Below are 24,981 nucleotides of genomic sequence, written 5' to 3'. Positions count from 1 at the left end.
GCTTCCCTCCCCTTATTCAATCTTACCAAAGAGAACTTCAGCTACCCGGTGGATCATGTCCAGGCCAGTTATGTCTCGCTCAAATTCCGGAACGTAGGCCAGAACCTGATGGCCGAATTTCTCCTTGATGGTAGCCAGATGTTTCTTCTGCATCTCCAGGCGGTAGCGCAGGTACTCAGGTATGTTCTGGTGCTCCAGCTCCGCTGGAAGGACGCGGTTAACCACATATCCGGAGATAGGCACCTTGTATTTGGCGAAAAGCTTGGCCGCTTTCTCCGTATCCAGAATGGCCATTTCTTCTGGAATGATCACAAAGAAGAAAGCGGTTTTTTCCCGGTCGGTCAGGATGCTGGAGGAAGTATTTATACGGTAGCGGATTTCCTGAAGCTCCCGGAGGATTTTATCCTCCTCCAGCTCCTTTTTGCGCTGCATTATGGCCACAACCTTGGAGTATTCCTCCATTTCCTGTCTAAGTTTGGTGATCTTATCAATCCACTGGTCGTACACCGTGGCCATGCTGAGGTAATAGAGGGCATGGCCCAGGGGGACCAGGTCGTAAATGTAGTAATCGTAATCGCCTTTAACGACAATATCCACCACCTGGTCAAAGATGGCGCTTTCCTCCATAGCGGGCTCAGCGGCAGCAGCCTGGATGTATCGCTCTACCTCGTCGGGGACTTTGCTCAGGCCATACATATCCAGAATTTTTTGCCTGATTTCATCCTGGTATTCTTTTATACGCTTATCGGCATCGATCTCCTGGGCAAAAAGCCCTGGGATTATCTCAACGGCACCTTTGCCAAAGATATCCCGCTGGAAAATATCCGAAAGGCTTGCCTGTGGGTCTACTGAGAAAACCAGAACTTTGTACCCCTTTTTAGCCAGCCAATAGGCGGTGGCAGCGGAAAGGGTGGTCTTACCCAGGCCCCCTTTCCCTCCAAACTCAATGTATCGGCGTTCGGGGTGTTTCTCGAAGACTTCTGCCAGGCTCATTTTTCACCTCCAGGGTAAAGTATATTAAGCCAGAGCATCGGTAAGGTCACGCTCCCTCAGCATTCTGCGCTTCCAGGTAGCGATCTGGGGAACAACGTAGGGAAGGATACGGAGGGAGTAATAAGGGGGCAGGATGGGAACGCCCAGCATGTCACCCATAGTAATGAGGATGAAAAGGTGCTCCATACTGCCCCTGGTCTTGAGGGCAAACCTGGTCATGTCATGACCCGCCATTCCGTAGAGGAATTCTATAACCGAATCAAGGAAGCCCCTGAAACCCTTTACTTTCTCTTCAGACATAGCACACCTCCCTTTACTGGATTGTCCAGACGGAGGAAGGCACGGGGGCTCATTTTCTGAAAAGTCCAGCCCTTTCCTCGCTTCCCCCACCTGACTTTTGTTCCCTCGGAAACCGCGCAATGCTCAGGTTGCGCGTTGACTCTCGTTCGGGCTTTCTATATAGTATACCACCTCTTATGTTTTTTGTAAAAACGCCTGGTTTTCGCGGGCCAAGCATGATAATTACCACGAGTTTTTGCGGTGGGTCCGAAACGAAGTCTACTAACCTAAAAGGAGGGTCACGCCATTGCTTTCCGGACTCTTTGGAGTCAGCCAGCAACCAGGCCTCCAACGTCTGCTTAATACCCGTTTACCCTTGCACAGCTCCTGGACGCTTTACCGTCGCCACTGACTACTCGCCCACTTACATCCTGCAGTAAATAAACCGCAGGCCGTAAAAGGGGAGCACCCGATAGTTCTGGCTCCTGTATCTGCCGCACCCAGGAATATGTTCCTTTCAGGCTGGTGACGGTGGCGCCAATTGCTCCATACAGCTCGGCAAGCAACAGTTGTTCCCACACCTTCATCACACGTTTCCGGAGACGCGCGTCATATATTGCGCTTTTAGCCGATTTCTTCGGCTAAGAGCTCGGTGAACTCTCTTTCCCTCAGGGCACTCTTCTTCCAAGTGCCAATCTTGGGCAATAGGTAAGGAAAAATGCGCAACGAATAGTAAGTAGGCAAAATGGGAACCCCTAAAAGGTCACCGAAGGTTATGAAAATAAAAAAGTTCTCCATTGCTCCGATCTGCTTGCGGAGCTCCACAACCATATCGTAAACGGTCATTCCGTAGAGGATTTCGCCTGCTGTGCGAAGTGCCTTGCGGATAAACTCCTTCATTTTCCACCCTTTTGGATTATACCATGCATAACGAGGCTGCGCAAATTTTCACATGAAGCAAGAAGCCCCTCTCGCCTCCGGCACCGAAGAAGCACAGGAGGTTACGTCCCCGCTTTCGCCCCTCCCGCTCTGACTTGCAGCTTCATGGTTCCGGGCCCAAATATAGAGCCGCTGACTTTTCGCCAGCGGCTATTTTTTTCTCAGATTACGGCACGGTTGCGTCAGGAGGACAGGATCACGAAGCCGGGTCTACAACCCGCCCGAAAAAGATGATGGCTCCCGTCTGGATATCCCGGATGAAAAAGATAAATGGGCGATCCACAGTAACTTCCACCAAAGACACCGGGAGAGCTGTTACTCTCACTACCACGGCCGTCGCCGCAGCCGCTTCCGTGCCTTCTTCATCAACCGAAACGAAGGCTTTGTGAAAGACGTGGCCAATGTAAAGGTCACGGGTGCCATCCATCCCCGAAAAGTCCGCCTGATATGGTGTGAAGGCAGTTTGCATTCCCATCGCTTTGAGCGCTTCTGCCAGGTGAAAGGCGGATTCCACCCGGAAACGAGGAAGGGTCAAAGCCACCTGCTGATACTTTATTCCCTGCAGGATTTCCTGTAGACGCTCGGCCCTAAGGGACTCCTCAAAAGCTTCAAAGTTCCCTTCAGCAGGCAACAGGATAACCATCGCCAGCTCCTGACCTTCGTAAGGTATCTCCACTGCCTGATACCCCTCACCTTCAGTGTAACCCAAATTGGTAGTCTGACGCATCATGGGAACTGTGACCTTACGGCCATCCAGAAGGTGGAAGGTGCCATCTGCAGTCAATTCTTTATCGAAAGGTTCAGCCCAGGCAGCATTGAAGTAGATGGCATTGGTGAGGATAAGGCGCGTGAGGATGTCAATCGTTCCCGGAGGGATAAGCTCCCGAATCCGGCCTTCCGTCTGGTCGCTGACCCATTCGTTGATAATGCGGCGCGCACCTTCAGGATCCGAGACAAAATCCACTAACATTAAGCCCGCGCCGTAATTCTGGGCCAGGACATCAAGAAATTCCGGAAGAAACTCGTAATCCTTATGCCCCCAGAGGGCGTTGGCAATGCGCAGCCGGAAACCTCTCCCTTCCCCCTGCGGAACTTGCCCCCGGCTGGCCAATTCCAGATCCAGACGGTTAAAAGCAGGGTGCAGGCGGTTCTGGGGAAGGGTGAAATGGAGAGTTCTGGCCATTTCTTTCTCCGTTTCCCCCCTGGCACCGGCGTAAGTCATAGCCAGGGCGATGGAAATGCTGTAGGGAGAGTAGAAAAGGTTCCCTTCGGCTGTTTTCCGAAGCATCTGATAGAGGTCAAGGGCAAAAGCTGTATTCCCCCTGACCAGTTCTTGAAGGTCTTCATCGGGGACCTGGGGGGAAGTGATGCGAGGCTTGTCAGAGCGAAGGGTTCTGGCTTCCACCACGCTCACCGGCGGCTCGGCACATCCGGTCAGTATGCTGAGAAGGATAACGCCAAGGAGTAAAAACCTGCTCATATCGCACCTCCTTTGCTAAATTAACTGCACCAAATTTATGACGCCGGGGAAGAGGGGAATGTTCCGGGAAGACTTTACCGCCAGAGCCTGTGCCGCTGGAGCCACAGAGCTACGGAGCGTGGCACAAAGCCGCTGTCTTCAATGAGGGAACCTATTACCAGCATTGTTTCCCGCAAGGTGAGGTAAAGCCTTTCCCCCAGGGGAATAGCCCTCAGGTTTGTGTTAGTGGGGCTTGTGTAAACCACAAAGCCTGCTCGCCGGAAGAGCAGGCTTGCTCTGAAAAGGTGCAGCGGGTGGCTGACGATTATAACACTCTGCCACCCCTCCTGATCCGCCAGGGCCCTGACAGCACGAGCCTCTTCGCGGGTGGTCATGGCCCCGTCAGCCACGAAAATGCGCTCCGGAGGGATCCCGGCCTGTATGGCTTTACGTCTCGCTACCGCTGCTGCGGACATCGGCTCTTCCCTGTAGCCACCAGCGCAGACCAAGTAAGGGGCGAAACCCTGGTGGTAAAGTTCTACTCCGTGGCGAATGCGGGCTTCCAGGTTCGGCCCCACCAGGGCGCCGAGCACCACGATGGCATCAGCAGGACGAGCCCTGTCAACCGTGCCAGTAGTATATACGTTCAGGCTTATGCAAAGGAGCACTCCCACAGGGACCAGCGCAAGCCAGGCTAAAATTCTACCACGCATCGCGGTGGCCTCTTCAGGAACCTTTGTAGTAAGAGCTACGGACCAGGGGACCGGATATGACGGCTTTAAAGCCCATTTCTTCCCCTACCTGTCTGTACCATTCAAATTCCGCCGGGTGAATGTATTCAGCCACAGGCAGTTTATGGGAAATTGGCTGGAGGTATTGTCCTATCGTCAGAATCTGGCAGCCTGCCCGGCGCAGATCTGCCATCACCTCAAGGACTTCGCCTCGGGTTTCTCCAAGCCCCACCATAAGGCCGGATTTGGTGGTCAAACCTCCTCTGGAGGCCAGAGCCAGAATCCCAAGAGAACGCCGGTAATCGGCTCTGGGGCGAACGTGGGGGTACAGCCTCGGGACTGTTTCCACATTGTGGTTGAGGATGTCCGGATTTGCTTCAAGAACTCTATCCAATGCCTTCAGAGAACCGCCGAAATCTGGAATGAGAACCTCCACTCTGGCTCCAGGGAGATGCTTTTTAACAGCTCTGATGGTTTCAGCAAAATGGCTGGCACCCCCATCCGGCAGGTCATCCCTCGTCACTGAAGTAATTACCACATGGTTTAAACCAAGCCTCCGGGCCGCCTCCGCCACTCTTTCCGGTTCATGGGGGTCAGGAGGTAAGGGTTCACCCGTTTTTACCGAGCAGAAACGACAGCCGCGAGTGCAGATATCCCCAAGAATCATGAAAGTGGCTGTGCCCCTCCCCCAGCACTCCGCAATGTTAGGGCAGAGGGCTTCCTGGCAGACGGTGTGGAGGTTAAGCTCTTCCAGTAAGGAAGCTAACCTTTCCACGTTGTCCCCTTGAGGGGCTTTAGCTCTGAGCCACGGGGCTTCTCTTAACCCCCAGGTTATCTCAAAACCGGAGTTGAGGGCCATTTCCACAGCAGAGGCTTCCGAAACGAGGCCGAGACGGGAGATTGCACCGGGTAAAACCAGGTAGCTTTCAGTTTCAGAGCCTGAGCCCAGGAGGAGAAAACCGCTTACCAAATCAGGGTTGCAGGCCCTGGCTATGTGTTGAGCAAAATTGAGAGCCCGGCGCTTTTCCATTGGGCCGAGCCTCAGGATCGCCAGTTTCCCCTTCACCATTTCGGTAGATAGAGGGCTTTGCCTAAAAGGTCGCGGGCAGCCTCCTGGCGGCTTTCCGTGAGGCAGGGGTGGCCAGCAATAGCCTCGGCCAGGTCTTCAGCCAGAGCTTCCAGCTTGATGGCCAGAACTGCCTGATCAATGAGTTCTGTGGCCCATGGCCCCACAATGTGAACCCCCAGTATCTTACCGTAGGTAGCTTCAGCGATGATCTTCACCGAGCCAGCGGTCTCACCCATAGCCATAGCTCGTGCGTTCAGGGCCAGGGGTATGACGCTGGTCTTAACCTGGTAGCCAGCCTTTTCAGCTTCTTCCTGGGTTAACCCTACAGAAGCAGCCTCCGGTCGGCCGTAAATGCAACGAGGGATGAAGCGTTTGTCCAGGTAGCTATCCAGGCCCATGATGTTTTCAGCGGCCACGATCCCTCCAGCGGTGGCTTCGTATGAAAAGCGGCCTCCTGCTGCATCCCCCACGGCGTAGATGGTGGGGCAGGAGCTTCTCATCCTTTCATCCACTGCTATGGCTTTCCCATCAACCCTTACTCCTGCTTTCTCCAGGCCTAAATCCTCAATGGCTGGTATACGCTCAACCACCAGCACCTTGTCCACAGTGATTTCCCTTTCCCCTCTGCGGTCCACTACATAAACGGCCAGTTCCGGGCCTTTACGCCTTATGGCCTGGACCCTGGCCTCCACCAATATGTCAACACCCTCTTCCCTCAAGGCTGCTCCAACTCTTTGGCGGATTTCTTCGTCCTCACCCGGCAACACCCTTCTTTCCCTTTCCACCAGGGTCACCTTACTCCCAAAGGCGCTGAAAATTGAAGCCAGAGCTATATGAGGTGGCTCGCCTCCGATGATAAGGAGGCGAGGGGGCACCTGGCTCAGGTTCAAAGCCTCCTCGGGAGTAATGACCCCTTCCTCCTGGATTCCATCAATGGGAGGTCTGGCGAAATTAAACCCGGTGGCGATGACTACGGCATCCCCCGCGATTTCCTTCCCGTTAACCTCTATAGCTCTGGGGCTGGAGAGCCTGGCTTTGCCCTTTATCACTTCCACACCGTTTCCAGCCAGAAGCCCCTCTATTCCCATTCGGATTTCTTCAACCACCTGGTTTTTGCGGGCTACGGCGGTGGAAAGGTCAAAGGCCATTTCCTTGAAAGATATGCCGTGTTCCTGAGCTCGGCGGAGCTGAGATAGAAGCCGGGCTGTGGTTTGGAGGGCTTCTACAGGCACGCAAGCTTTATTAGTGCAGTTTCCGCCTACATCTCCTTTTTCAATGAGGGTAACTCTTGCTCCCAGCTGGGCGGCCCTTATGGCGGCGGCTACCCCTCCAGGCCCCCCACCAATGATAAGAACGTGGGGCATATCTGGCCTCCTTTCCGGCTAAAGCGAATTACTCTCGGGCAGGAAGGCTTCCTTTACGGCGCAGCACCAGCACCCCTATCGCTCCCGCAACCCCGAGGCCCAGGGGGAGAGAACATGGGAGAGAAGGGGTGGAAGGACGAGGAGAAGGACCATACTTTTTCCGGAGGTATCTTCTCCACTTGGCATCAAGTTCATCAATGCTTAGACCGTAAACCCTCTCCAGAGCTTCCTCCTGGGTGGCCCCATTGGCAAACTGAACCAGAAACTCCCGCATTTTCTCTTTCCCATACTCCGCAAGCAGGAACTCTATGAGACTGTAAGCCTCGGCGTAGAAAAGGTCCACCTTCTCCGGATCGCCCACATAACTGGAAAGGGACCGCACCGATATCAACTTGTCCTCGCTCAAGGCCCTCCTCAGAGCGAGGAGGTTCCTGGCTGGGAGCTCACCTTCAGCATACATGGCCAGACCTTCATCGAGCCAGCGAGGCAGGGCAGAGGCGAGTGGGCTTTCTGTCACCTTCCCCACCACCAGGTGACTGAGCTCATGGGCTATGATTTTCTCTACATCTGAAGCTGTGCCCAGAACCACAATTGTATCTTCCGAAAGGACCATCCCGAGGGTTACTGTGGCTTCATCAAAGACCTGGCTGCGGGGAGGGATTACGCTACGCATATCACCGCCGGAGCCGTAAATGTAAATGTTTATCGGCCCCTGAAATTCAATTCCAATATCCTCCTGGATCCTCTTAAGAGCTGCGGTGGCTGCTTCAAGGAGGGCTCTGGCAGAATCCCGTGTTCCCTTATACCAGTAAAGGGTAATGGGACCACTCTGGAGGGAGCGCCACTTGAACCTGTTATCTTCGTAGCGGAAAGAGATGATCTCCGTTTTGAAGACAGTGCCGTCTTCAGCTTCAAGGCGCCAGTAATACTTGACCAGGGTGCCGGGGGGCAGAGCTCCTCGGCCCAATTCCCACTTCCAGCTCGCTTCCACCAAAGTTCCCGGAGTAAATTTAGGGACCTGCTTGTGGAGGATGCCAGATTGGCTTAAGGTGTAAATCAAATACACCCGATTTACAGGCTTTGGGGCTTCAGCTACTAGACGGAAATCTATGCTCTGAGCAAACTCGTAGGAATATTCGTTAACTTCAACCTTTAGTCCTTCCTGCGCCTGGGCTGGAGCTATCAGTGAAAGAACAAATAAAAAAGTCCATAAGCCTTTAATCCAGCTCTTCCACCGGGACATCCCGATACTTATCTCCCTCTTCTATAAGCATAATGGGAATCCCTTCCCTGACAGGATATTTGCGCTGGCAATCCCTGCACACAAGCCACTTTTCCCTGATATAGTCCAGGAGACCTGCGTCAGGGCCGTTGCGCACGCAAGCCGGGCACCTCAATATCTCCAGAAGATCCTTGGGAATCATCCCTCTACCTCCTCAAAGGGGTTTTCCGGTGGTTCAGGGGTGCTTAAAACCACCTGACCTTTTATATACCCGCCTTCGTCCAGGAGGAAAGATTTTACAGTTATATCCCCCCAGATCCTTCCACCGGCCAGAAGCTCAACCCTTTCGGCTTGAATTGAACCCTTGAAAGCACCGGAAACCGATACAGCCCTTGCCGTTATATCCCCCATAACCTTTGCTGATTCCCCCAGAATGACGTTGGCCTGGGTTTTTATTGTACCCTCGTAGAAACCATCTATCCTTATGCTCCCCTGACTTTCCAGGTCGCCTTTGAAGCGTGCCCCAGGCCCTATGACCACTTCAATGTGAGCAGGAACAGGCTTTTCCTCCCGGGTCTTAAATATCCTCATTTCTCCTCCACATTCAGAGAAAGGAAAACCAGTGGGTCCAGAGGCTTACCGTTCAGACGGATTTCATAATGGAGGTGAGGGCCATCGGTCCTGCCGGTATCTCCAGAGAGCGCGATGACCTGGCCCTCCTTCACCTCTTCACCTCTTTTGACCAGAAGGTAAGAATTATGGGCGTAGATAGTGGAATAACCCATCTCGTGGGCTATCTCCACCGTAAGGCCGTAGCCAGTTTTCCACCCGGCAAAGACCACTTTACCTGCCTTGGTGGCCTTAACGGGAGTCTTATACCAGACCCCTATATCAAGGCCGGTGTGAAATTCTTTTTTGCCCATAAACACGCGAGGGCCGAATCCTGAAGTAATGATGGGCTTAACATCCACAGGCCAGCGAGTGGGAGCAGCTGCCAGAAGAGCCAGCTCACGCCGCAGTTTCTCGGGGGTGTCTCTCTTTTCAGGAGGTATTTTGAGCAACCGCACACCGAGGGAATCTTTAAGTTTTTTAAGGTCAGCTCTGTGATATTCCAGGGCCTCTTTAAGCTTTTGGGCAGTAGCTAATTCCTGCGCCACTTTCTTAACGACAAAACCGGAATAGTTTACAGTTTCCTGCTGACTTGAAGGAGTAATGGTAGGCTGAGGTAAACCGGCCAGGCCCCGGACCTGCATTGCAAGCTCTTCAACTTCCTTAACTTTGGTCTGGACCGTCTCTAACTCCTGGGATATTTCCCGAATTTCTTCCTGCTGGGAGTAGAGGATGAGGCGGAAGATCTGGATTTTATCCCGGTAAAGCTCCTGCTCGCGCTTCAGAGCGGCCAGATCCTGCAAATTGCGGTAATATTCAAGGGAAAAATAACCTGCAACTAAAAGGATAGCAAGGCCTATCAGCAGGACTGCTTTAAGGGTCCAACGGGGGAGGGAAAAATGCTTTATGGGCTCTTCGGGCGAAGAAATGATCAAAATTGTTAAGTTATCTGGCTTCCTCCTTCTCTGCAAAGCTTTGCCCTCCAGGAAGTTATAACCATATTACACCACAGCTCTGGTTTTGTCAAAAAAACGAACCTGCAAAGCGGTGCCGGGCCTGGCCTCTTGCGGAAAAGGCGAGGTTATGTTATCTTTTACCTGCCCTTAATAAGGTCCAGAGGAGTTAGGGTTATGGCGCTGGATAAGCCCGTTTCTTTTAAATTAGACCGCGAAAAAATGATCTACCTGATCTTTCTCATCGTCGCCATCTTTTCCCGATTCTGGGACCTTGGAACCCGGGCTATGAGCCACGACGAAAGCCTTCACTCCCTCTTTTCCTATTACCTCTACTCCGGCAGAGGTTACCAGCACAACCCCATGATGCACGGACCCTTCCTTTTCCACTCCAACGCTCTCATTTACTTTCTCTTTGGCGTAAGCGACTTCACCGCCAGGATTCTCCCCGCTCTCTTCGGAGTGGTGCTTGTTATTCTGCCCTATTTCATGCGTCGCTGGCTTGGTTCCACCGGCGCACTCCTCACCTCTTTCCTCCTTTTAATTTCCCCATCTTTCCTCTACTACTCCCGATACATCCGTAACGATATCTACATCGCCGTTTGGAACTCTCTCCTGGTGATCGCCCTCTTCCGATTCCTGGAAGAACGAGAACACCGTTGGCTCTACCTGGGGGCGGCTGTTCTGAGCCTTGCCATCGCCACTAAGGAAGTAACCTACATAACTGGTTTCATTGGCGTTGTCTTCATCCTCTCCGGTTTTCTCTGGGAGAGCCTGGGCGCAAAAGAGGCCAGAACCATGCGCTTTTTCCTCACCGGAGCTGTAGCCGCTTTAATAGCCCTGATCTTGACCCTTAGCGCAATAGCTCTGGAGAAACCTGCACTCCTTCCCAAACCCGTGCTCCCCCTAATCCCTTACATCTCCTTCTTCACTGGAGTTATCGGAGGGATTTTGACCGTGGGCGTGATAGTCAGAACAACCCAGGAAAGGCCTTTTGCTCCTGCTTTGCGTGCCATAAGCTCCAGAGCCCTCGGGATAAGCATCATTATCTTCTTGGCCATCCACGTGACCCTTTTCACCACTTTCTTCACCAACCCCTACGGCCTTGTGACAGGGATCCCAGGCTCCATCGCTTACTGGCTTGCCCAGCATGGAGTTCAGAGAGGTGGTCAGCCCTGGTACTACTACCTTATGCTGCTGCCTCTCTACGAATTTCTGCCCCTTATTCTGGGCACAGCTGGTCTCATTTATTACCTCTTCAAACCCCAGAAGGAGAAAGCCTGGTTCCAGGCCTTCCTGGCCTGCTGGTTCATCCTTTCCCTGGTAATTTACAGCTGGGCAGGGGAAAAAATGCCCTGGCTTGTGCTCCACCCAGCTTTGCCTCTTGTAATGCTGGGAGGAATGTTCGGAGGGCAACTTCTTGAAAGAATCAGGTGGAAAGAGTGGTGGGAAAAGGGAGGACCAATAGCCTTTATCTTGCTGATCCCAACCATCGCGACCCTTTTACAGGTCCTCACCCAGAGACCGTTCCAGGGTCTTTCCCTCCAGAAACTATCCATAACCATGCGATGGCTTGCCGCCCTTATAGCTCTTGGAGCTTTCAGCTACCTCCTCTACCTTTATTTCAAAAAGCTGGGGGGGAAGCTCTTCGTCAAAACTCTGGGCCTTCTTGCGGGGGTATTCCTGGCTCTCCTCACCATCAGGTTCGCCTGGATGGCCTCTTTTATTAATTATGACAACGTCAAGGAGCTCATCGTTTACGCCCACGGAACCCCGGACATAAAAATTGCCTTGGCCCAGATTGATCTCATTTCCCTCCACACTGTGGGGGATCGCCAGATAAAATTTGCCTACGACGATGATTCCACCTGGCCCCTGGAGTGGTACTTCAGGGATTACCCCAACCGGGTTTACTATGGTTCTAACCCGACCCGCGAAGCCCTTGACGCCCCCATCGTTATTGTGGGCCCCAAAAACGAATACAAAGTCAAGCCTTTTCTCGGCGACCAGTACTACCGCTTTGCTTACCGGCTCGTTTGGTGGCCCAGGGAGGACTACAAAGGCCTGACCCCAGCTCGGCTCTGGAAGATGCTCAAAGATCCCGAAATCCGACGGGCAATGTGGGACGTTTTCCTGTATCGCCGTTACAAAACCCCCCTCACTCAATGGCCTTACGTGCATTACTTCTACCTCTACGTCCGCAAGGACGTTTACCAGAAAGTATGGGAACTCGGAGTTGCACCTCCCCCCGCCCCCGAAGAAATTGACCCATATGCCCGCAAGCTTTTAACGATAACACCTTCCCTGGAGATTGGAACCTGCGGTGCAAAGCCGGGCCAGTTCCTGGACCCCCGTAACCTGGCTGTGGACGCAGAAGGCAATATCTACGTGGTTGATTCAGGGAATCACAGGATTCAAAAGTTTGGGCCCAATGGGCAGTTTATCCTCCAGTGGGGGAGCTTCGGCAGCGCCCCAGGCCAGTTCAGTGAACCGTGGGGGATAGCCGTAGACGAGAAAGGTTACATTTACGTAGCTGATACATGGAATCACCGGATTCAGAAGTTTGACTCCCAGGGGAACTTCATAACCTCATGGGGCCACTTCGTCAATACCGAAGGCAAACTGGGACAGCCTGGGGCCTTCTGGGGCCCCAGAACCATTGCCATTGATCGCCAGGGCAACCTTTACGTGGCCGATACGGGAAACAAACGGATCCAGAAATTCTCCCCTGAAGGTCTTTTCCTGGGCCAGTGGGGAGGCTTTGGCACTCAGGAAGGCTTCTTCGACGAACCCGTGGGAATAGCTTTGGATGCGCAAGGCAATATCTATGTAGCCGATACCTGGAACAGACGGATCCAGAAATTTGACGAGAACTTTTACTTCATCAAAGAATGGCGCATCCACGGTTGGGAAAGCCAATCCGTAGTCAACAAACCATACCTGGCGATAAGCCCGGATGGACGTCTCTTTGTCACCGACCCGGAGTTCCACCGTATCCTGGCCTTTGATTTAGAAGGCAATTTCCTTTTCTCCATTGGCCGTTATGATCAACTTAACCTTCCCATTGGCCTGGCGGTAGATAAGGAGGGGAACCTTTACGTGGCAGACTCTGGCAGTTGCCGAATCCTGAAATTCACCTTACCCCCTCAGGAACAGTAACCTTTTATCCTGGGATTGCCTGAAAAAAGTGGCGACGCCACCAGAAAACTTTAAAAAACACCTGCAGTTTCCCGGTGAAGAGATCCTCACCTGTAGCGATGGGAAAAAACTGCCATCATCTGCCCTCTTCAAAGCCATGTCTACCCTCAAGTAGGCTGGAAGCTCTGAGCCTGGGGTGTCCTTGACAAAAAATCCTCTGTGCCTACAATGTTTTCCAAACCGTTGGGGAGGAGGAAGGATGGCCAAAAAGAAGAAGAAAAAGGTTCGTGCCCGTAAGGAAAAGCGAAGGGAAGAGAAAACCATCGTCTCAAAGCCAAGCCCTGCGCCTGTCGTTAAAATCCCCGAGCGACCAGCTTTAAGGGTTGACTTCCGGAAAGAATACCCCTACATTTATAGCGACCTTAGAAGGGCGGGCATAACGGCGCTGGTTATGTTTGTGTTTATGCTCCTTCTTTCATTGATAATTCGCTGAGGGGCCTTGCGAAATGTCTGGAACACCCATAATTTCAGTAGTGGGGAGATCAAACTCAGGCAAAACCACCCTTCTGGAAAAACTGATAGCGGTGCTGAAGAAACGCGGGTACAGGGTGGGCACGATAAAGCATGATACCCATGGTTTTGACATAGACCATCCCGGTAAAGATTCATGGCGTCATGCCCAGGCCGGAAGCGATGTGGTGGTGATAGCCTCCCCCAACAGGCTGGCCTTGATAAAAAGACTGGAAAGCGAGCTAACGTTGGACGAAGTAGCTTCTTACATCACCGACGTAGATATAATCCTCACTGAAGGCTACAAAAGAGCTGACAAACCCAAGATAGAGGTCCACCGCAAAGCTGTGGGAGGCGACCTCCTGTGCTCGCCCCAGGAACTCTTAGCAGTGGTTACTGATGAACCTCTCAATGTGCCCGTTCCCCAGTTCTCCTTTGAGGAAACTGAAGCCCTGGCGGACCTCCTTGAGGCCAGGGTTCTTGAGAAACGGGAATTTCCACTTGTCTCTATCACGGTGGACGGAAGAGGAGTGCCTATCTTTAAAGAATTCACTCGTCAAATCGTCGCCAGAACGATAAAAGGGATGGTCTCCGCCTTACAAGGCGGTCTTGGCCGATATATCTCTATAAAAGTAGACCTTGGTGAAGGAGGTTAAGCAAGTTTGGCGATTGCTCTGCTCCAAATACCGCCTCCCTGGGATGGAGCAGACTGAAAGGCGGGATACAAATACCCAGGGCAAACTGTGCGTTCGCGCACAGTTTGTTTGAAGAGGGGTAAAATGACGAGGGTACGCTGCTATATTGAAGACTGTATGTTCTGGAAAAAAGGCATCTGCCAGGCAAAGGAAATTGAAATTGACCCCGATGAAGGATGCCTGACTTTCCGGCTGGGAGAGGAAGAGGAAGAAGAGCTCTTCTCCGATTGGGAAGAGGAAAGGTTTGATGAAGAGGAAGAGTGGTAAGCCCGGGACCAACGCCTCTATCCGGCGCTATCTTCGCTCTGAAACTTTCCCAACGGCCTTTTGCCCAGGGTGCGGTCATGGCATCCTGATGGGTGCTATCCTAAGGGCTATAGACGAACTGGGCCTGGACTTTGAACGTATGGTCTTTGTATCCGGAATAGGTTGCGCAGGATGGATCCCAAGCCCTTATTATGCAGCCGATACCCTTCACACCCTGCATGGGAGAGCCGTGGCCTGCGCCACAGGGATCAAACTGGCCAACCCGACCCTCAAAGTGGTGGTCATAGGAGGAGATGGAGACCTGGCCTCCATCGGCGGAAACCACCTGATTCATGCAGCCCGCCGCAACATTGAAATGACGGTGATTTGCGCCAACAACATGATTTACGGCATGACGGGAGGCCAGGTCACTCCTACTACCCCCACTGGGGCCTTCACCGTTACCACCCCGAAAGGAAATCCCGAGAGGCCCTTTGACCTGTGCAAACTCATGGTAGGGGCTGGGGCTACCTATGTCGCACGTTACTCCGTGTTCCACATACATCAGCTGATTAAAGCCCTCAAAAAGGCCCTCATACACCCGGGGTTCTCCTTCGTAGAAGTCCTGAGCTCCTGTCCCACCCACTACGGCAGGCAAAACAAACTGGGGGGACCTGAGGAAATGCTCAAATTCTGGAAGGAAAATTGCGTAACCATTGAAAGAGCCTCCACGCTTCCCCCAGAAGAACTGGAGGGCAAAATCATAATAGGGGAATTCATCGGATAAAAGGGGGTAAAGGTGTACGAAGTTACAGTCCTGAGACACTTTGATGCTGCCCACAGCCTCCGCCTTTACGGAGGTAAATGCGAAAAACTCCATGGCCATCGCTACCAAATAGCCGTTTCAATCCGCTCGGAAAGCCTGGATGAAATTGGCCTGGCTTTTGATTTCACCGAACTCAAGCGAATACTGGACGAAAAGATAATCCCGCTCCTTGACCACGCTTACCTGAACGAGGTTCCGCCCTTTGATTCCATAAACCCCAGTGCGGAAAACATTGCCACCTTTGTCTATCAGGAAGTGAAAAAGGCGCTCCCCAACGTGAAGGTAAGCAAAGTGCAGGTTTGGGAATCGCCCGACGCCTGGGCTACCTATTACCCGGAGGAAGGTGGATGAAGGTAGGGGTTGTAGGGGCCGGAATCACCGGCCTCACAGCAGCCTACGAACTGACCAAAAGAGGGCATTTTGTGGAAATCTTTGAAGCCTCCGAGCGAGTAGGGGGGTTAGCATCAGGCTTTAAGGATGAAAACTGGGAGTGGCCCCTGGAGCGATTCTACCACCACTGGTTCGCTTCAGACTACACAGTGCTGGAGCTTTTGAAAGAGCTCGGGCTGAAGGACAAAGTTTTTTTCCCGAGGCCCGTAACCTCCATCTGGTACAAAGGCGAAGCCCACCCTTTTGATTCCCCCTGGGCGGTCCTGAGATTTCCCCATCTTTCCTGGAGAGGCAAGATAAGATTTGGACTTGTGGGCCTCTACCTTCGCCTGAGCACCAGGTGGAAGCCTCTGGAAAACTACACCGCTCACGAATGGCTTTCGTGTCGGATGGGCTACGAGGCCTATACCGTGCTCTGGGAGCCCCTCCTGGCGGGGAAATTTGGTCCTCTTTACAAAGAAGTGAACATGGCCTGGTTCTGGGCTCGCCTCCACAAACGCAGCCCTCGCCTGGGCTACATGGAAGGGGGATTCCAGACCTTCGCTGATGTTCTTGCTTCCCACATCAAGGAAAGAGGGGGCATAATCCACCTCAAAAGCCCGGTGAAGCAAATAAGGAGAGAAGACAGGCACCTGGAGGTAATAAGCCCGGCCGGAGTTAAGAAATTTGACGCCGTCTTAGCCACCTGTTCTCCCAAAATCCTGGCCTCCATAGTCAAGGGCCTACCCGACAATTACCGGGAATATCTTAGCCAACTGCGTTCTCTGGGAGCAGTAGTTCTCGTGATAGCCTTGAAACACCCCCTGACCTCCGGCCACTACTGGATAAACCTGCCCAAGGGGGAATTCCCCTTCCTGGCCCTGGTGGAACACACCAATTACATTTCTCCTTCACATTACGGCGGCGATCACATAGTGTACCTGGGGGATTACGTTCCGACCACCCACGAGTATTTTCGTCTCAGCAAGGAGAAGATAGAAGAACTCTTCATCCCCCACCTTCTCCGGTTCAATCCTTCCTTCAAGCCTGAGTGGATCCGGAAAACCTGGCTTTTCCGGGAGCCATATGCCCAACCAGTCCCTCTGGTGAACCATTCCCGGTTTGTCCCATCCCTTGAGACTCCCATCCCAGGCCTCTACTGGGCCTCCATGCATCATGTATATCCCTGGGACCGGGGGACGAACTACTCGGTGGAACTGGGTAAGAAAGCTGCGGAAAAGGTACTAAGTGAAAGTTTGTAGCCCAGAAAAATTTGCATAAAGCTCTACCTTGTGCTATACTTCTTTAGAAAGCCCCCCTCGTTGGGGGTTTTAAATTGCCCAAAATCTTTGCGAAAGGAGGGAGAGGAAAGTGGCGGTAAGCATGAAAACCCTTTTGGAAGCAGGGGTCCATTTCGGCCACAGGAAACAGCGGTGGAACCCCAAGATGAAGCCTTATATTTTTACCGAGCGCAATGGCATTCACATTTTAGATCTGCAGCAAACCATTGCTGCTCTGGGAAAAGCCTGCGAAGTGGTTAAAGATACTGCCAGCAAAGGTGGAATAATCCTCTTTGTGGGCACAAAACGTCAGGCTCAGGAAATTATAGAAACTGAAGCCAAACGCTGTGGCATGCCTTATGTTAACATACGCTGGCTTGGAGGAACCCTCACCAACTTTACGACCATCAAAAAGCGCATTGAATACCTAGAGAACCTGGAACGTCAGAAGGAGATGGGAGAGTTTGACCATCTTCCCAAAAAAGAGGCCCTCAAGAAGGAAAGGGAACTGGAGCGCCTCCGCCGCAAAATTGGAGGCCTCAAAGGCCTTGAAAGAATTCCAGACATGCTCTATGTGGTGGACGTAGTCAAGGAAGCTCTGGCGGTGAAAGAGGCCAATCGCCTTGGGATTCCGGTGGTAGGGGTGGTAGATACGAATGCCGACCCCGAACTGGTTACCTATTGCATTCCAGCCAACGATGATGCCATAAGGGCTATAAAAGTCATAACCTCTGAAATTGCCAGCGCAGTCCTGGAAGGCCGTCAGCTCTATGAAACCATTAAGGCCGAAGTGGCCGAAGAAGAGGAGGAAATCTCCTTTGAGGAAGCTCCGGAACGCTATCTTGGGCCTTCTGTCCTAGAAAAGATCAAATTTATGGGCAAGGGGGCTCAAGAGCTAATTGAGGAAGAAGAGGAGGAAATGGAGATCGAGATTGAAGAAGAAGAATAAGGAGGTGACAAAGTGGCCGTAGAACCGAAGCAAAGCAAGGAGCTCACTCAGCTTATCAAAGAGCTTAGGGAACTTACTGGAGCCGGGATACTTGAGTGCAAGAAGGCTCTGGAAGAAAGCGGCGGTGATTTAGAAAAAGCCAAACAATACCTCAAAGAAAGGGGAATCGCTATAGCCGCCAAGAAGATGACCCGCCAGGCTCGGGAAGGAATCATTGAAGCCTACATCCACACTGGCAACAAAGTAGGGGCAATGGTGGAATTGAATTGCGAAACAGATTTCGTAGCCAAGACGGAAATTTTCCGGAACCTGGCCCACGATTTAGCAATGCAGGTGGTGGCCTTTAACCCCCTCTATATAAGGCCAGAAGACATACCTCCTGAAGTCATCGAGGCCAAAAAGGCCGAAATTCTCGCCGAATACCGAGGTTCAGATAAATCTCCCGAGGTTTTAGAGAAAATAGTGGAAAACAAGCTGGAAGAGTTCTACCGGGAAGTTTGCCTCCTGCGTCAGCCATTCCTCAAAGACGAAAATGCCACGGTGGAAGAGGTCATCACCCAAACCATAGCCAAACTCGGGGAAAATGTGGTGATAAGGCGATTTGTGCGCTTTGAGTTGGGCGAGCCTTTGAAATGAGGTCGTTCTATGAACCTAAAGTACAGGAGAGTGATGATAAAAATCGGTGGGGAAGCCTTAGCCGGCCCCAAAGGCTTTGGAATTGACCCCGAAAAAGCTATGGAAGTTGCCCGTAAGATAAAATCGGTAAAAGACCTGGGAGCTGAAGTAGCCATCGTGGTCGGAGCTGGGAATATCTGGCGCGGCCGCGATGGAATAGAGCATGGGATGGATCAGGCCACGGCCGATCACATGGGCATGCTGGCCACAGTGATGAACTCCCTTGCCCTTCAAGACGCTTTGGAAAAGCTCGGAGTGACCACCAGGGTTCAGACAGCTATAGAGATGCGGAGTGTGGCTGAACCTTACATCCGCCTCCGGGCTATCCGTCACCTGGAAAAAGGCAGGGTAGTCATAATGGCCGCAGGAACAGGCCAGCCTTACTTCACTACCGACACCGCCGCTGCCCTGAGAGCTATGGAAATTCACGCCGAAGTTCTGATAAAGGCCACAAAGGTGGACGGAGTTTACTCCGATGACCCCAAAGTCAATCCCAATGCTGTGCGCTTTGAGCGCCTTTCCTATATGGAAGCCCTGAAAATGAGGGTAGGAGTGATTGACAGCACCGCCATTTCCCTCTGTATGGAGCACAATCTCCCTATCTACGTGGTTAACCTCTGGGAAGAGGGAGCACTGGAAAAGGTGATCCTGGGCGAACCGGTTGGGACCGTAATTTGCTGAAGGAGGCCAATATGGTGGAAGAAATCTTTAAGGATGTGCGGTCCCGAATGGAAAAAGCTGTAGAAGTTCTTCAGGAAGACCTCAAGGCTCTGAGGACAGGGCGTGCTTCTCCTGCTCTTCTGGAGAAAGTAAAGGTGGAATACTACGGGACCCTTTTACCTCTGAACCAGCTCGCTTCTATAACGGCTCCGGAGCCCAGGCTTCTGGTGGTGAGGCCGTGGGATTCTTCCGCCTTACCCGCCATAGAGAAGGCTATCCTCAAATCGGACCTGGGCCTTACTCCCATGAACGATGGCAAGGTCATAAGGATAAATATTCCACGCCTCACAGAGGAAAGGCGCAAAGAGCTCGTCAAGGTAGTCTCCAGGAGGCTTGAAGAAGCCAAAATAGCTGTCCGTAACTGTCGGCGGGATGGCCTGGAGCAGCTGAAAGAACTGCAGGACGAAAAACTTATCTCCGAAGACGAATTCTTCCGGGCCAGAGACAGGCTTGATGAGATGACCGAAGAGATAGTGAAGAAGATAGACGAGATCGGGGAAGTCAAGAAAAAAGAGATAATGGAGATCTGAAAGAAAGTGAAGAAAGAGGCGATTCAGAACCTTCCAAAGCATATCGGTTTTATAATGGACGGCAACGGGCGCTGGGCTAAACAAAGGGGATTGCCAAGATTGGCAGGCCACAGAGCTGGAGCAGAAAACTTGCGCCGTGTCCTCAGAGCCTGTGGAGAATGGGGGATAAAATACGTGACTATCTATGCCTTCTCCACTGAAAACTGGGGAAGGCCCAGAGAGGAAGTGGAGGGCCTCTTCAATTTATTGAACCAGTATATAGACCAATCGCTGCCCGAACTGGTAAAGGAAGGGGTGCAGGTCCGCCATATAGGCCGGATGGATGGAGTCCCTGAGGAACTTCAGGAAAAAATCCGCCAGGTGGTGGAAGCTACCAAGGAGAACGATCGCCTTATTCTGTGCGTGGCTTTCAATTACGGAGGCAGAACTGAGATCGTAGATGCGGTTCGCAAGATAGTTGCTAAAGGCTACAAACCTGAGGAAATTAACGAAGAGCTTATCTCTTCGCACCTTTACACCGCTGGCATTCCTGACCCTGACCTTATAATTCGGACGGCTGGAGAGATGAGGCTCTCCAATTTTCTCCTCTGGCAAAGCGCCTACGCTGAGTATTATTCCACGCCCGTTTACTGGCCCGATTTTGACGAGGAAGAATTATACAAAGCCCTTTTAGATTACAGCCGCCGTGAAAGAAGATTTGGACTCCTCAAAGAAAGGTAAAAGCTCCTCCTACATGGCCAAATTAGAGCAATCCCAATTCCGAAACCGGGTCCTGGTCGCTGCTTTGCTTATCCCGGCTATTATTCTAATAACATGGGCTGGGGGAATACTTTTCGCTTTAGTAGTGGGAGCGGCCGCCCTCATAGCCACATGGGAGTTTTTCCGATTAATGGAAAAAGGGGGGTTCAATCCCCTCTGGCCAATGGGCCTTATCCTCACCGCTTTTCTGGTCTTGAATGCTTTCTGGCCACACCTTAACCTCCTCCCCTTTGGCCTCTCAGCGTGGATAGTGGTTGCTACCATCTGGCAACTTTTTCGCCGGACTATTTACCCAGCCGTTGATTGGGCTCTTACCCTGGCGGGAGGATTCTATATCGGCTGGCTCATCAGCCATTTTGTTTCTTTACGTTCCCTCCCCAATGGTTACACCTGGGTTTTGTTAACCCTTTTTATTACCTGGGCGGAAGACTCGGGAGCCTACTTTGTGGGGCTAAAATGGGGCAAGAGGCCCATCTGGCCCCGCCTGAGCCCCAAGAAAACTTGGGAAGGAACAATTGGCGGATGGCTGGCCGGAGTGCTGGCGGCTATCGTTCTCGGAACCATTGCGGGAATTCCCCTGCACCACAGCCTGGCCCTGGGAATTATCGTGGCTACTACTGCGCCCTTCGGGGATTTAGCTGTTTCTATGATTAAAAGACAGGTTGGAGCTAAAGATTCAGGGACCATCTTCCCGGGTCACGGAGGGATGCTGGATAGAATAGACAGCCTTCTGTTCGCAGCGATTGGCGTTTATTACTACGTTGTTACGGTTGTTTTTTGATACTGAAAGCCCCTGGAAACGCTACCCCGACACCGAACCTCTAATGAGGTCCATTGCTTGCTTTTCCGATGCCGCCAAGGGCCCCAATGAGCAAGAGGATTAACAAAGTTAAAGCAAACGGCCCCGAGCTGAGGGCCAAGCCCAACTCAATTCCCGTTAATTCAGCAACCCAGCCCATGAAAGGCGCCCCAAAGCCAACGCCAGCGGTAAGCAAAGCATGAAAGATTCCTGTGGCTAACCCTTGTTCCCCATGGTCAGTATAATCGGTGATTAGGGCTGATATGGAGGGGAATAATAAGCTGTAAGCCATGCCATATAGCGCCATAACTGCAGCAAGAGAGGTGAAGGTCTTCAAAGTGGGCAAAGCAACCAGGGATACGACGCTTAATGAAAGCCCTGCAACAACAGGTATCCAGCGCCCTACTTTGTCAGACAGAAACCCGGATGGTAACTGGAGAAAGATGAAAGCAATAGTGAAGGTGGCGAGGAGCATGGCCACCTGAAAGGCTTCCATTCCTAACCCTTTAACATACAGAGGCAACAGAGTGACCACACTGCCGAAAGCGAAATACTGAGCAAATACAGAGCAGTAAGAAATGATTAACCCCCTTCTTTTCAAAAGGCTTCCTATTTTCCTTAGTTCTTCCCCAACGACCACTTCCGGGCGAGCGATAGGCTTACCTCTTGGCATTGCCAAAGCCAAAATCCCGCCCAAAAACAACAAAGCCGATCCAAAGTAGAAGACGGCTTTGTATCCCAAACGGGAAGCTAAAATTCCGCTCAGTCCATAGCCTATAAGGCTTGCTAAAGCTAGGGCGGCTCCGTAGAAACCCATACCTCTTCCCCTCTTTCCTCTGGTTACACGCTGCCCGGTAAAGGACATGGTCGCTGGTCCAGCTATTCCACCTGCTAACCCGTGAAGGCCGCGCAATAGGGCCAGGCAGACGGGAGATTGGCACAGAGTATAGCCAAACATGCATAGGGCATCGCCAAATAGCCCAAAAATCAAAGGACTTTTATAGCCCACCCTGTCAATTAGCCGGCCAAAGAAGATGTTGGCCAGGGTATTGATTGCGGAGTAAAGCCCCACAATAATGCCTATCGCTCCCACGCTGGCACCGATGCTCAGAGCATAAAGGGACATTATGGGAAGGAGAAGGTGGGTATCGGTGAAGCAGATAAAGGTAATGATGTAATTCAAGGCAAGGTAGGGAGCCATACCACCTCCTGTGTTTGCGCAATAATTTCCCTCCCGGAGTTCCTGGGCAGGGGTAAATTTCATCAATAGCAAAAGATTTCCTCCGCGAGAGGGCCTGATAGCCTTTTCGGTTTACCCCCCCAAGGGTGGTCTTGCAGACCCGATAACCAGAGCGGAAAATCTATGTCAATAGCTTCGCCCCAAGTTCCACAATGTCCAGAACTCTCAGGCCCATTCCCCTTGCGGCCCTTGAGAGAGTTCTCCGGCACTGGGGGCAGGCGGTGATTACTATACCCGCCCCTGCAATACGGGCCTGCTCAAGGCGCATCTTGGCCACTTCTTCACCAGCTGAGGGTTCAAGGCTTTCCACATTGCCCCCGCCCCCGCAACAGAGGGCTTCGCCTTTGGTGAAAGGCATTTCTACCAGTTTTACGCCGGGGATAGAACTCAGGAAAGCCCTGGGCTCTTCGTAAATCTTGCAGCCCCGCCCCAAATCGCATGGGTCATGATAGGAAAGTTTTTCCTCAAAGGGTTTGAAGGAAAGCCCAGCCTCTGCAAGCCATTGAACTGAGTGAATCACTTTCAGGCCGCTATCTTCCCCGAGAAGCTCCGGGTAAAATTTCTTCCACATCCTGTAACAGGAGGGGCAGGTGGTCAGAAGAACGCTGGCTCCAGTTTCTTTTACTCTGGAGATGTTCTTCTTGGCCATGTCCCTGGCCAGTTCTACTTGCCCATTGATGAGGAGAGGATAGCCGCAACAGACTTCTTCTTCCCCCAGAACCGAGTAATTAACCTCACACCTTTCCAGAAGGTAAACCATGCTCTGAGGAAGGCCATAGGCCTGGGGATACAGGGATGAAACACACCCTACGAAGTAAACCATCTCTGGCTTACCATTGCGGCGGACGGGAAAATCCAGGTTCTGAGCCCAGGAAAGGCGCAGGGATTTGTCTTCCCCTGAGATATTGCCTGTAGAACTAACTCTCAGGCCTAACTCTTCCAGGGGGGAAGGGATGAACCCCTTGAGAGCCAATGCCTCTCTGGTTTTGAGGAGGATTTCCTCCACCGGCACCCCGCTCGGGCAGGTAACAGAACAAGCTCCGCACATGAAACAGCGGTACAGCCTTCGGCTGTATTTATCAGAAGTAGCAAGCCGGCCTTCCAGAGCTTCCCTTATTAGCCTGAGCCTTCCTCGGGCGCTGCTCCACTCTTCTCGTGTGAACTGGTAAAAGGGGCAAGAAGCCTGGCAGAAACCACATTTATTGCACCTGTAAAGGGCTTCATGGAGTTCCATCTCTATCTCCCCCTATTCTGGCAAAATCTTTCCTGGATTCAAAATGTTCATCGGGTCAAAGGCCTTTTTAATGTTTCTCGTAACTTCCATCTCCTTTGGCGAAAATTGCCAGGAGAAATATTCCCTCTTGGTGAGGCCTATGCCATGTTCCCCTGTAAGGGTTCCTCCAAGCTCAATGGCCGAGGCGAAGATCTCCTCTTCAGCCTGATGGACTTTCTCCAGCTCCCCCGGAATACGGCTATCAAAGAGGATGAGGGGATGAAGGTTGCCATCGCCAGCGTGGGCAAGGACACCTATAGGCAAGCCCACTTTTCTGGATACTTCAACAACGCGGGACACCATCTCCGGCAAGAGGCTTCTGGGAACGGTCACATCCTGAAGGACCAATGAAGGCCTGACCCTGGCAACAGCTCCTATAACTGTCCTGCGAGCAAGCCACAGTCTATCCACTTCAGCAGCAGAGGCAGCGATCCTTATCTCTCTTACCCCTTCCCTGCGGCAAATGTTTTCTATAGCCTGAACCTGAGGAGGAAGAGCTTCCTTAGCCCCGTCCACCTCTATGAGGAGCAGGGCTTCGGCATCCGTGGGGAGACCAACATGGGTGAATTCCTCGGCACAACGGATGAGGAGGTTGTCCATAAGTTCCAGTGTTGTAGGTATTATGCCAGCCGCCACGATGGCGCTGACGGTCTTTGAAGCTGCATCCAAGGAGTCAAATATCGCCAGCATGGTCTTTTTAGCCTCGGGGAGGGGCAGAACCCTTAAAATTATCTTGGTTATTACCCCAAGGGTGCCCTCAGACCCCACAAAGAGGCGGGTGAGGTCATACCCCGAGGTGTTCTTTATAACCTGACCCCCGGTGTGGATTATCTCTCCATCGGGCAGAACCACTTCCAGCCCCAAAACATAATCTTTGGTCACTCCGTACTTCAGGCAACGGGGGCCACCGGCATTTTCCGCTACGTTCCCTCCCAGGGTGCAAACCTTCATGCTGGCTGGATCGGGAGGGTAAAAGAGGCCGTAAGGAGCTAAAGCTATCTGTAGGTGGGAATTCACGACTCCCGGCTCCACTTCCACCACCAGGTTTTCAGTATCTATTTTAAGGATACGGGTCATCCTGGTGAGGGAAAGGATCATTCCCCCCTTTACCGGAACGGCCCCTCCGCTCAGCCCTGTCCCTGCTCCTCTGGGTATAACTGGGATTTGCTCGGCTGAAGCTAAGGCCATTATGCGGGAAATTTCCTCAACAGACCGAGGGAAAACCACCACATCGGGCTTGCTTTCGGGAAAGGAAGCATCGTAGGAATAAAGGAGGAGGTCTATATCGTCGGCCAGGACGTTTCCTTCCCCCACTATGTTCTCAATTTCACGCAAAATACGCTGGTTCATTATA

Annotated in this window: 26 protein-coding genes and 1 pseudogene; 13 read left to right on the top strand and 14 right to left on the bottom strand. The window is 52.2% G+C overall.

Annotated elements, in window-relative coordinates; translation table 11 throughout:
• Positions 1-12: 12 nt before the first annotated feature.
• From NZ653_04525 to NZ653_04475, 11 genes are all read right to left on the bottom strand, one after another.
• Positions 13-993, bottom strand: coding sequence for an arsenical pump-driving ATPase GET3 (locus NZ653_04525; GenBank protein MCS7286382.1), 981 nt, complete (start codon positions 991-993; stop codon positions 13-15).
• A 24-nt stretch (positions 994-1,017) separates the two neighbouring features.
• On the bottom strand, positions 1,018-1,293 hold the full coding sequence (locus NZ653_04520) for a hypothetical protein (GenBank protein ID MCS7286381.1): 276 nt from the start codon (positions 1,291-1,293) through the stop codon (positions 1,018-1,020).
• A 603-nt stretch (positions 1,294-1,896) separates the two neighbouring features.
• Complete coding sequence (locus NZ653_04515) at positions 1,897-2,172, bottom strand: hypothetical protein (GenBank protein MCS7286380.1); 276 nt, start codon at positions 2,170-2,172, stop codon at positions 1,897-1,899.
• Between the two features lie 235 nt (positions 2,173-2,407).
• Complete coding sequence (locus tag NZ653_04510; protein ID MCS7286379.1) at positions 2,408-3,691, bottom strand: serpin family protein; 1,284 nt, start codon at positions 3,689-3,691, stop codon at positions 2,408-2,410.
• Between the two features lie 74 nt (positions 3,692-3,765).
• Positions 3,766-4,383 (bottom strand): YdcF family protein, encoded by a 618-nt coding sequence (locus NZ653_04505; GenBank protein MCS7286378.1) that lies wholly within the window; start codon positions 4,381-4,383, stop codon positions 3,766-3,768.
• 13 nt (positions 4,384-4,396) lie between these two features.
• The gene (gene lipA, locus NZ653_04500) at positions 4,397-5,260 is read right to left on the bottom strand and encodes a lipoyl synthase (protein MCS7286377.1); all 864 of its coding nucleotides are present in this window, start codon (positions 5,258-5,260) and stop codon (positions 4,397-4,399) included.
• 203 nt (positions 5,261-5,463) lie between these two features.
• Entirely contained in the window at positions 5,464-6,834 is a 1,371-nt protein-coding gene (gene lpdA / locus NZ653_04495) for a dihydrolipoyl dehydrogenase (protein MCS7286376.1), read from the bottom strand.
• A gap of 28 nt (positions 6,835-6,862) precedes the next feature.
• Positions 6,863-8,077: a peptidase MA family metallohydrolase gene (locus NZ653_04490; protein MCS7286375.1), complete on the bottom strand. Its 1,215-nt coding sequence runs from the start codon at positions 8,075-8,077 to the stop codon at positions 6,863-6,865.
• A complete protein-coding gene (locus tag NZ653_04485; protein ID MCS7286374.1) occupies positions 8,052-8,255 on the bottom strand; it encodes a Trm112 family protein in 204 nt (67 codons plus the stop codon). The genes NZ653_04490 and NZ653_04485 overlap by 26 nt, the downstream gene beginning before the upstream one ends.
• Positions 8,255-8,647: a polymer-forming cytoskeletal protein gene (locus tag NZ653_04480; GenBank protein MCS7286373.1), complete on the bottom strand. Its 393-nt coding sequence runs from the start codon at positions 8,645-8,647 to the stop codon at positions 8,255-8,257. Before NZ653_04480 ends, NZ653_04485 begins: the two co-directional genes overlap by 1 nt.
• Complete coding sequence (locus NZ653_04475; protein ID MCS7286372.1) at positions 8,644-9,636, bottom strand: peptidoglycan DD-metalloendopeptidase family protein; 993 nt, start codon at positions 9,634-9,636, stop codon at positions 8,644-8,646. The genes NZ653_04480 and NZ653_04475 overlap by 4 nt, the downstream gene beginning before the upstream one ends.
• 159 nt (positions 9,637-9,795) lie before the next feature.
• Here NZ653_04475 and NZ653_04470 point away from each other — a divergent pair, with 159 nt between their 5' ends.
• The 13 genes and pseudogenes from NZ653_04470 (at position 9,796) to NZ653_04410 (ending at position 21,096) form a co-directional block, all read left to right on the top strand.
• Complete coding sequence (locus NZ653_04470) at positions 9,796-12,777, top strand: TIGR03663 family protein (protein MCS7286371.1); 2,982 nt, start codon at positions 9,796-9,798, stop codon at positions 12,775-12,777.
• Between the two features lie 238 nt (positions 12,778-13,015).
• Complete coding sequence (locus tag NZ653_04465; protein MCS7286370.1) at positions 13,016-13,249, top strand: hypothetical protein; 234 nt, start codon at positions 13,016-13,018, stop codon at positions 13,247-13,249.
• A 13-nt stretch (positions 13,250-13,262) separates the two neighbouring features.
• A pseudogene (mobB, locus tag NZ653_04460) lies at positions 13,263-13,742 on the top strand (molybdopterin-guanine dinucleotide biosynthesis protein B).
• 303 nt (positions 13,743-14,045) lie between these two features.
• Positions 14,046-14,228, top strand: coding sequence for a DUF1540 domain-containing protein (locus NZ653_04455; protein MCS7286369.1), 183 nt, complete (start codon positions 14,046-14,048; stop codon positions 14,226-14,228).
• Positions 14,209-14,994 (top strand): thiamine pyrophosphate-dependent enzyme, encoded by a 786-nt coding sequence (locus NZ653_04450; GenBank protein MCS7286368.1) that lies wholly within the window; start codon positions 14,209-14,211, stop codon positions 14,992-14,994. Before NZ653_04455 ends, NZ653_04450 begins: the two co-directional genes overlap by 20 nt.
• 12 nt (positions 14,995-15,006) lie before the next feature.
• A complete protein-coding gene (queD, locus tag NZ653_04445) occupies positions 15,007-15,384 on the top strand; it encodes a 6-carboxytetrahydropterin synthase QueD (GenBank protein MCS7286367.1) in 378 nt (125 codons plus the stop codon).
• Complete coding sequence (locus NZ653_04440; protein ID MCS7286366.1) at positions 15,381-16,664, top strand: NAD(P)/FAD-dependent oxidoreductase; 1,284 nt, start codon at positions 15,381-15,383, stop codon at positions 16,662-16,664. The genes queD and NZ653_04440 overlap by 4 nt, the downstream gene beginning before the upstream one ends.
• 121 nt (positions 16,665-16,785) lie before the next feature.
• Positions 16,786-17,631, top strand: coding sequence for a 30S ribosomal protein S2 (gene rpsB, locus NZ653_04435; GenBank protein MCS7286365.1), 846 nt, complete (start codon positions 16,786-16,788; stop codon positions 17,629-17,631).
• Between the two features lie 12 nt (positions 17,632-17,643).
• Positions 17,644-18,267, top strand: a complete 624-nt coding sequence (gene tsf, locus NZ653_04430) for a translation elongation factor Ts (protein MCS7286364.1) — start codon at positions 17,644-17,646, stop codon at positions 18,265-18,267.
• A 9-nt stretch (positions 18,268-18,276) separates the two neighbouring features.
• Positions 18,277-18,987, top strand: a complete 711-nt coding sequence (gene pyrH, locus NZ653_04425) for a UMP kinase (protein MCS7286363.1) — start codon at positions 18,277-18,279, stop codon at positions 18,985-18,987.
• 11 nt (positions 18,988-18,998) lie between these two features.
• On the top strand, positions 18,999-19,556 hold the full coding sequence (frr, locus tag NZ653_04420; protein ID MCS7286362.1) for a ribosome recycling factor: 558 nt from the start codon (positions 18,999-19,001) through the stop codon (positions 19,554-19,556).
• A gap of 54 nt (positions 19,557-19,610) precedes the next feature.
• Positions 19,611-20,276, top strand: coding sequence for a polyprenyl diphosphate synthase (gene uppS / locus NZ653_04415; GenBank protein ID MCS7286361.1), 666 nt, complete (start codon positions 19,611-19,613; stop codon positions 20,274-20,276).
• Positions 20,242-21,096, top strand: coding sequence for a phosphatidate cytidylyltransferase (locus NZ653_04410; protein MCS7286360.1), 855 nt, complete (start codon positions 20,242-20,244; stop codon positions 21,094-21,096). The genes uppS and NZ653_04410 overlap by 35 nt, the downstream gene beginning before the upstream one ends.
• Positions 21,097-21,136: 40 nt before the next feature.
• On the opposite strand, the gene NZ653_04405 is transcribed toward NZ653_04410, so the two are convergent.
• The 3 genes from NZ653_04405 to NZ653_04395 all read right to left on the bottom strand — a co-directional run bounded on the left by NZ653_04405 (position 21,137) and on the right by NZ653_04395 (position 24,980).
• Positions 21,137-22,315 carry an MFS transporter gene (locus tag NZ653_04405; GenBank protein MCS7286359.1) on the bottom strand — a complete coding sequence of 393 codons (1,179 nt, stop codon included), beginning with the start codon at positions 22,313-22,315 and terminating at the stop codon, positions 21,137-21,139.
• Positions 22,316-22,475: 160 nt separating this feature from the next.
• Positions 22,476-23,588 (bottom strand): (Fe-S)-binding protein, encoded by a 1,113-nt coding sequence (locus tag NZ653_04400; protein ID MCS7286358.1) that lies wholly within the window; start codon positions 23,586-23,588, stop codon positions 22,476-22,478.
• 12 nt (positions 23,589-23,600) lie between these two features.
• A complete protein-coding gene (locus NZ653_04395; GenBank protein MCS7286357.1) occupies positions 23,601-24,980 on the bottom strand; it encodes an FAD-binding protein in 1,380 nt (459 codons plus the stop codon).
• Between the last annotated feature and the right edge of the window lies 1 nt (position 24,981).

The sequence above is a fragment of the Anaerolineae bacterium genome (assembly GCA_025062375.1).
GTDB lineage: Bacteria > Chloroflexota > Anaerolineae > SpSt-600 > SpSt-600 > SpSt-600.
Note: the sequence above shows the minus strand (reverse complement) of the source record. Positions and strands in the feature narration are given on the sequence as shown.

What these genes read in the sequence shown, in the direction of transcription:
- NZ653_04525 (MCS7286382.1), bottom strand. Translation starts at nt 993, where the DNA reads ATGAGCCTGGCAGAAGTCTTCGAGAAACACCCCGAACGCCGATACATT.
- NZ653_04520 (MCS7286381.1), bottom strand. Translation starts at nt 1,293, where the DNA reads ATGTCTGAAGAGAAAGTAAAGGGTTTCAGGGGCTTCCTTGATTCGGTT.
- NZ653_04515 (MCS7286380.1), bottom strand. Translation starts at nt 2,172, where the DNA reads ATGAAGGAGTTTATCCGCAAGGCACTTCGCACAGCAGGCGAAATCCTC.
- NZ653_04510 (MCS7286379.1), bottom strand. Translation starts at nt 3,691, where the DNA reads ATGAGCAGGTTTTTACTCCTTGGCGTTATCCTTCTCAGCATACTGACC.
- NZ653_04505 (MCS7286378.1), bottom strand. Translation starts at nt 4,383, where the DNA reads ATGCGTGGTAGAATTTTAGCCTGGCTTGCGCTGGTCCCTGTGGGAGTG.
- lipA (MCS7286377.1), bottom strand. Translation starts at nt 5,260, where the DNA reads ATGGCCCTCAACTCCGGTTTTGAGATAACCTGGGGGTTAAGAGAAGCC.
- lpdA (MCS7286376.1), bottom strand. Translation starts at nt 6,834, where the DNA reads ATGCCCCACGTTCTTATCATTGGTGGGGGGCCTGGAGGGGTAGCCGCC.
- NZ653_04490 (MCS7286375.1), bottom strand. Translation starts at nt 8,077, where the DNA reads ATGTCCCGGTGGAAGAGCTGGATTAAAGGCTTATGGACTTTTTTATTT.
- NZ653_04480 (MCS7286373.1), bottom strand. Translation starts at nt 8,647, where the DNA reads ATGAGGATATTTAAGACCCGGGAGGAAAAGCCTGTTCCTGCTCACATT.
- NZ653_04470 (MCS7286371.1), top strand. Translation starts at nt 9,796, where the DNA reads ATGGCGCTGGATAAGCCCGTTTCTTTTAAATTAGACCGCGAAAAAATG.
- NZ653_04465 (MCS7286370.1), top strand. Translation starts at nt 13,016, where the DNA reads ATGGCCAAAAAGAAGAAGAAAAAGGTTCGTGCCCGTAAGGAAAAGCGA.
- NZ653_04455 (MCS7286369.1), top strand. Translation starts at nt 14,046, where the DNA reads ATGACGAGGGTACGCTGCTATATTGAAGACTGTATGTTCTGGAAAAAA.
- NZ653_04450 (MCS7286368.1), top strand. Translation starts at nt 14,209, where the DNA reads ATGAAGAGGAAGAGTGGTAAGCCCGGGACCAACGCCTCTATCCGGCGC.
- NZ653_04440 (MCS7286366.1), top strand. Translation starts at nt 15,381, where the DNA reads ATGAAGGTAGGGGTTGTAGGGGCCGGAATCACCGGCCTCACAGCAGCC.
- rpsB (MCS7286365.1), top strand. Translation starts at nt 16,786, where the DNA reads ATGAAAACCCTTTTGGAAGCAGGGGTCCATTTCGGCCACAGGAAACAG.
- pyrH (MCS7286363.1), top strand. Translation starts at nt 18,277, where the DNA reads ATGAACCTAAAGTACAGGAGAGTGATGATAAAAATCGGTGGGGAAGCC.
- frr (MCS7286362.1), top strand. Translation starts at nt 18,999, where the DNA reads ATGGTGGAAGAAATCTTTAAGGATGTGCGGTCCCGAATGGAAAAAGCT.
- uppS (MCS7286361.1), top strand. Translation starts at nt 19,611, where the DNA reads ATGGACGGCAACGGGCGCTGGGCTAAACAAAGGGGATTGCCAAGATTG.
- NZ653_04405 (MCS7286359.1), bottom strand. Translation starts at nt 22,315, where the DNA reads ATGGCTCCCTACCTTGCCTTGAATTACATCATTACCTTTATCTGCTTC.
- NZ653_04400 (MCS7286358.1), bottom strand. Translation starts at nt 23,588, where the DNA reads ATGGAACTCCATGAAGCCCTTTACAGGTGCAATAAATGTGGTTTCTGC.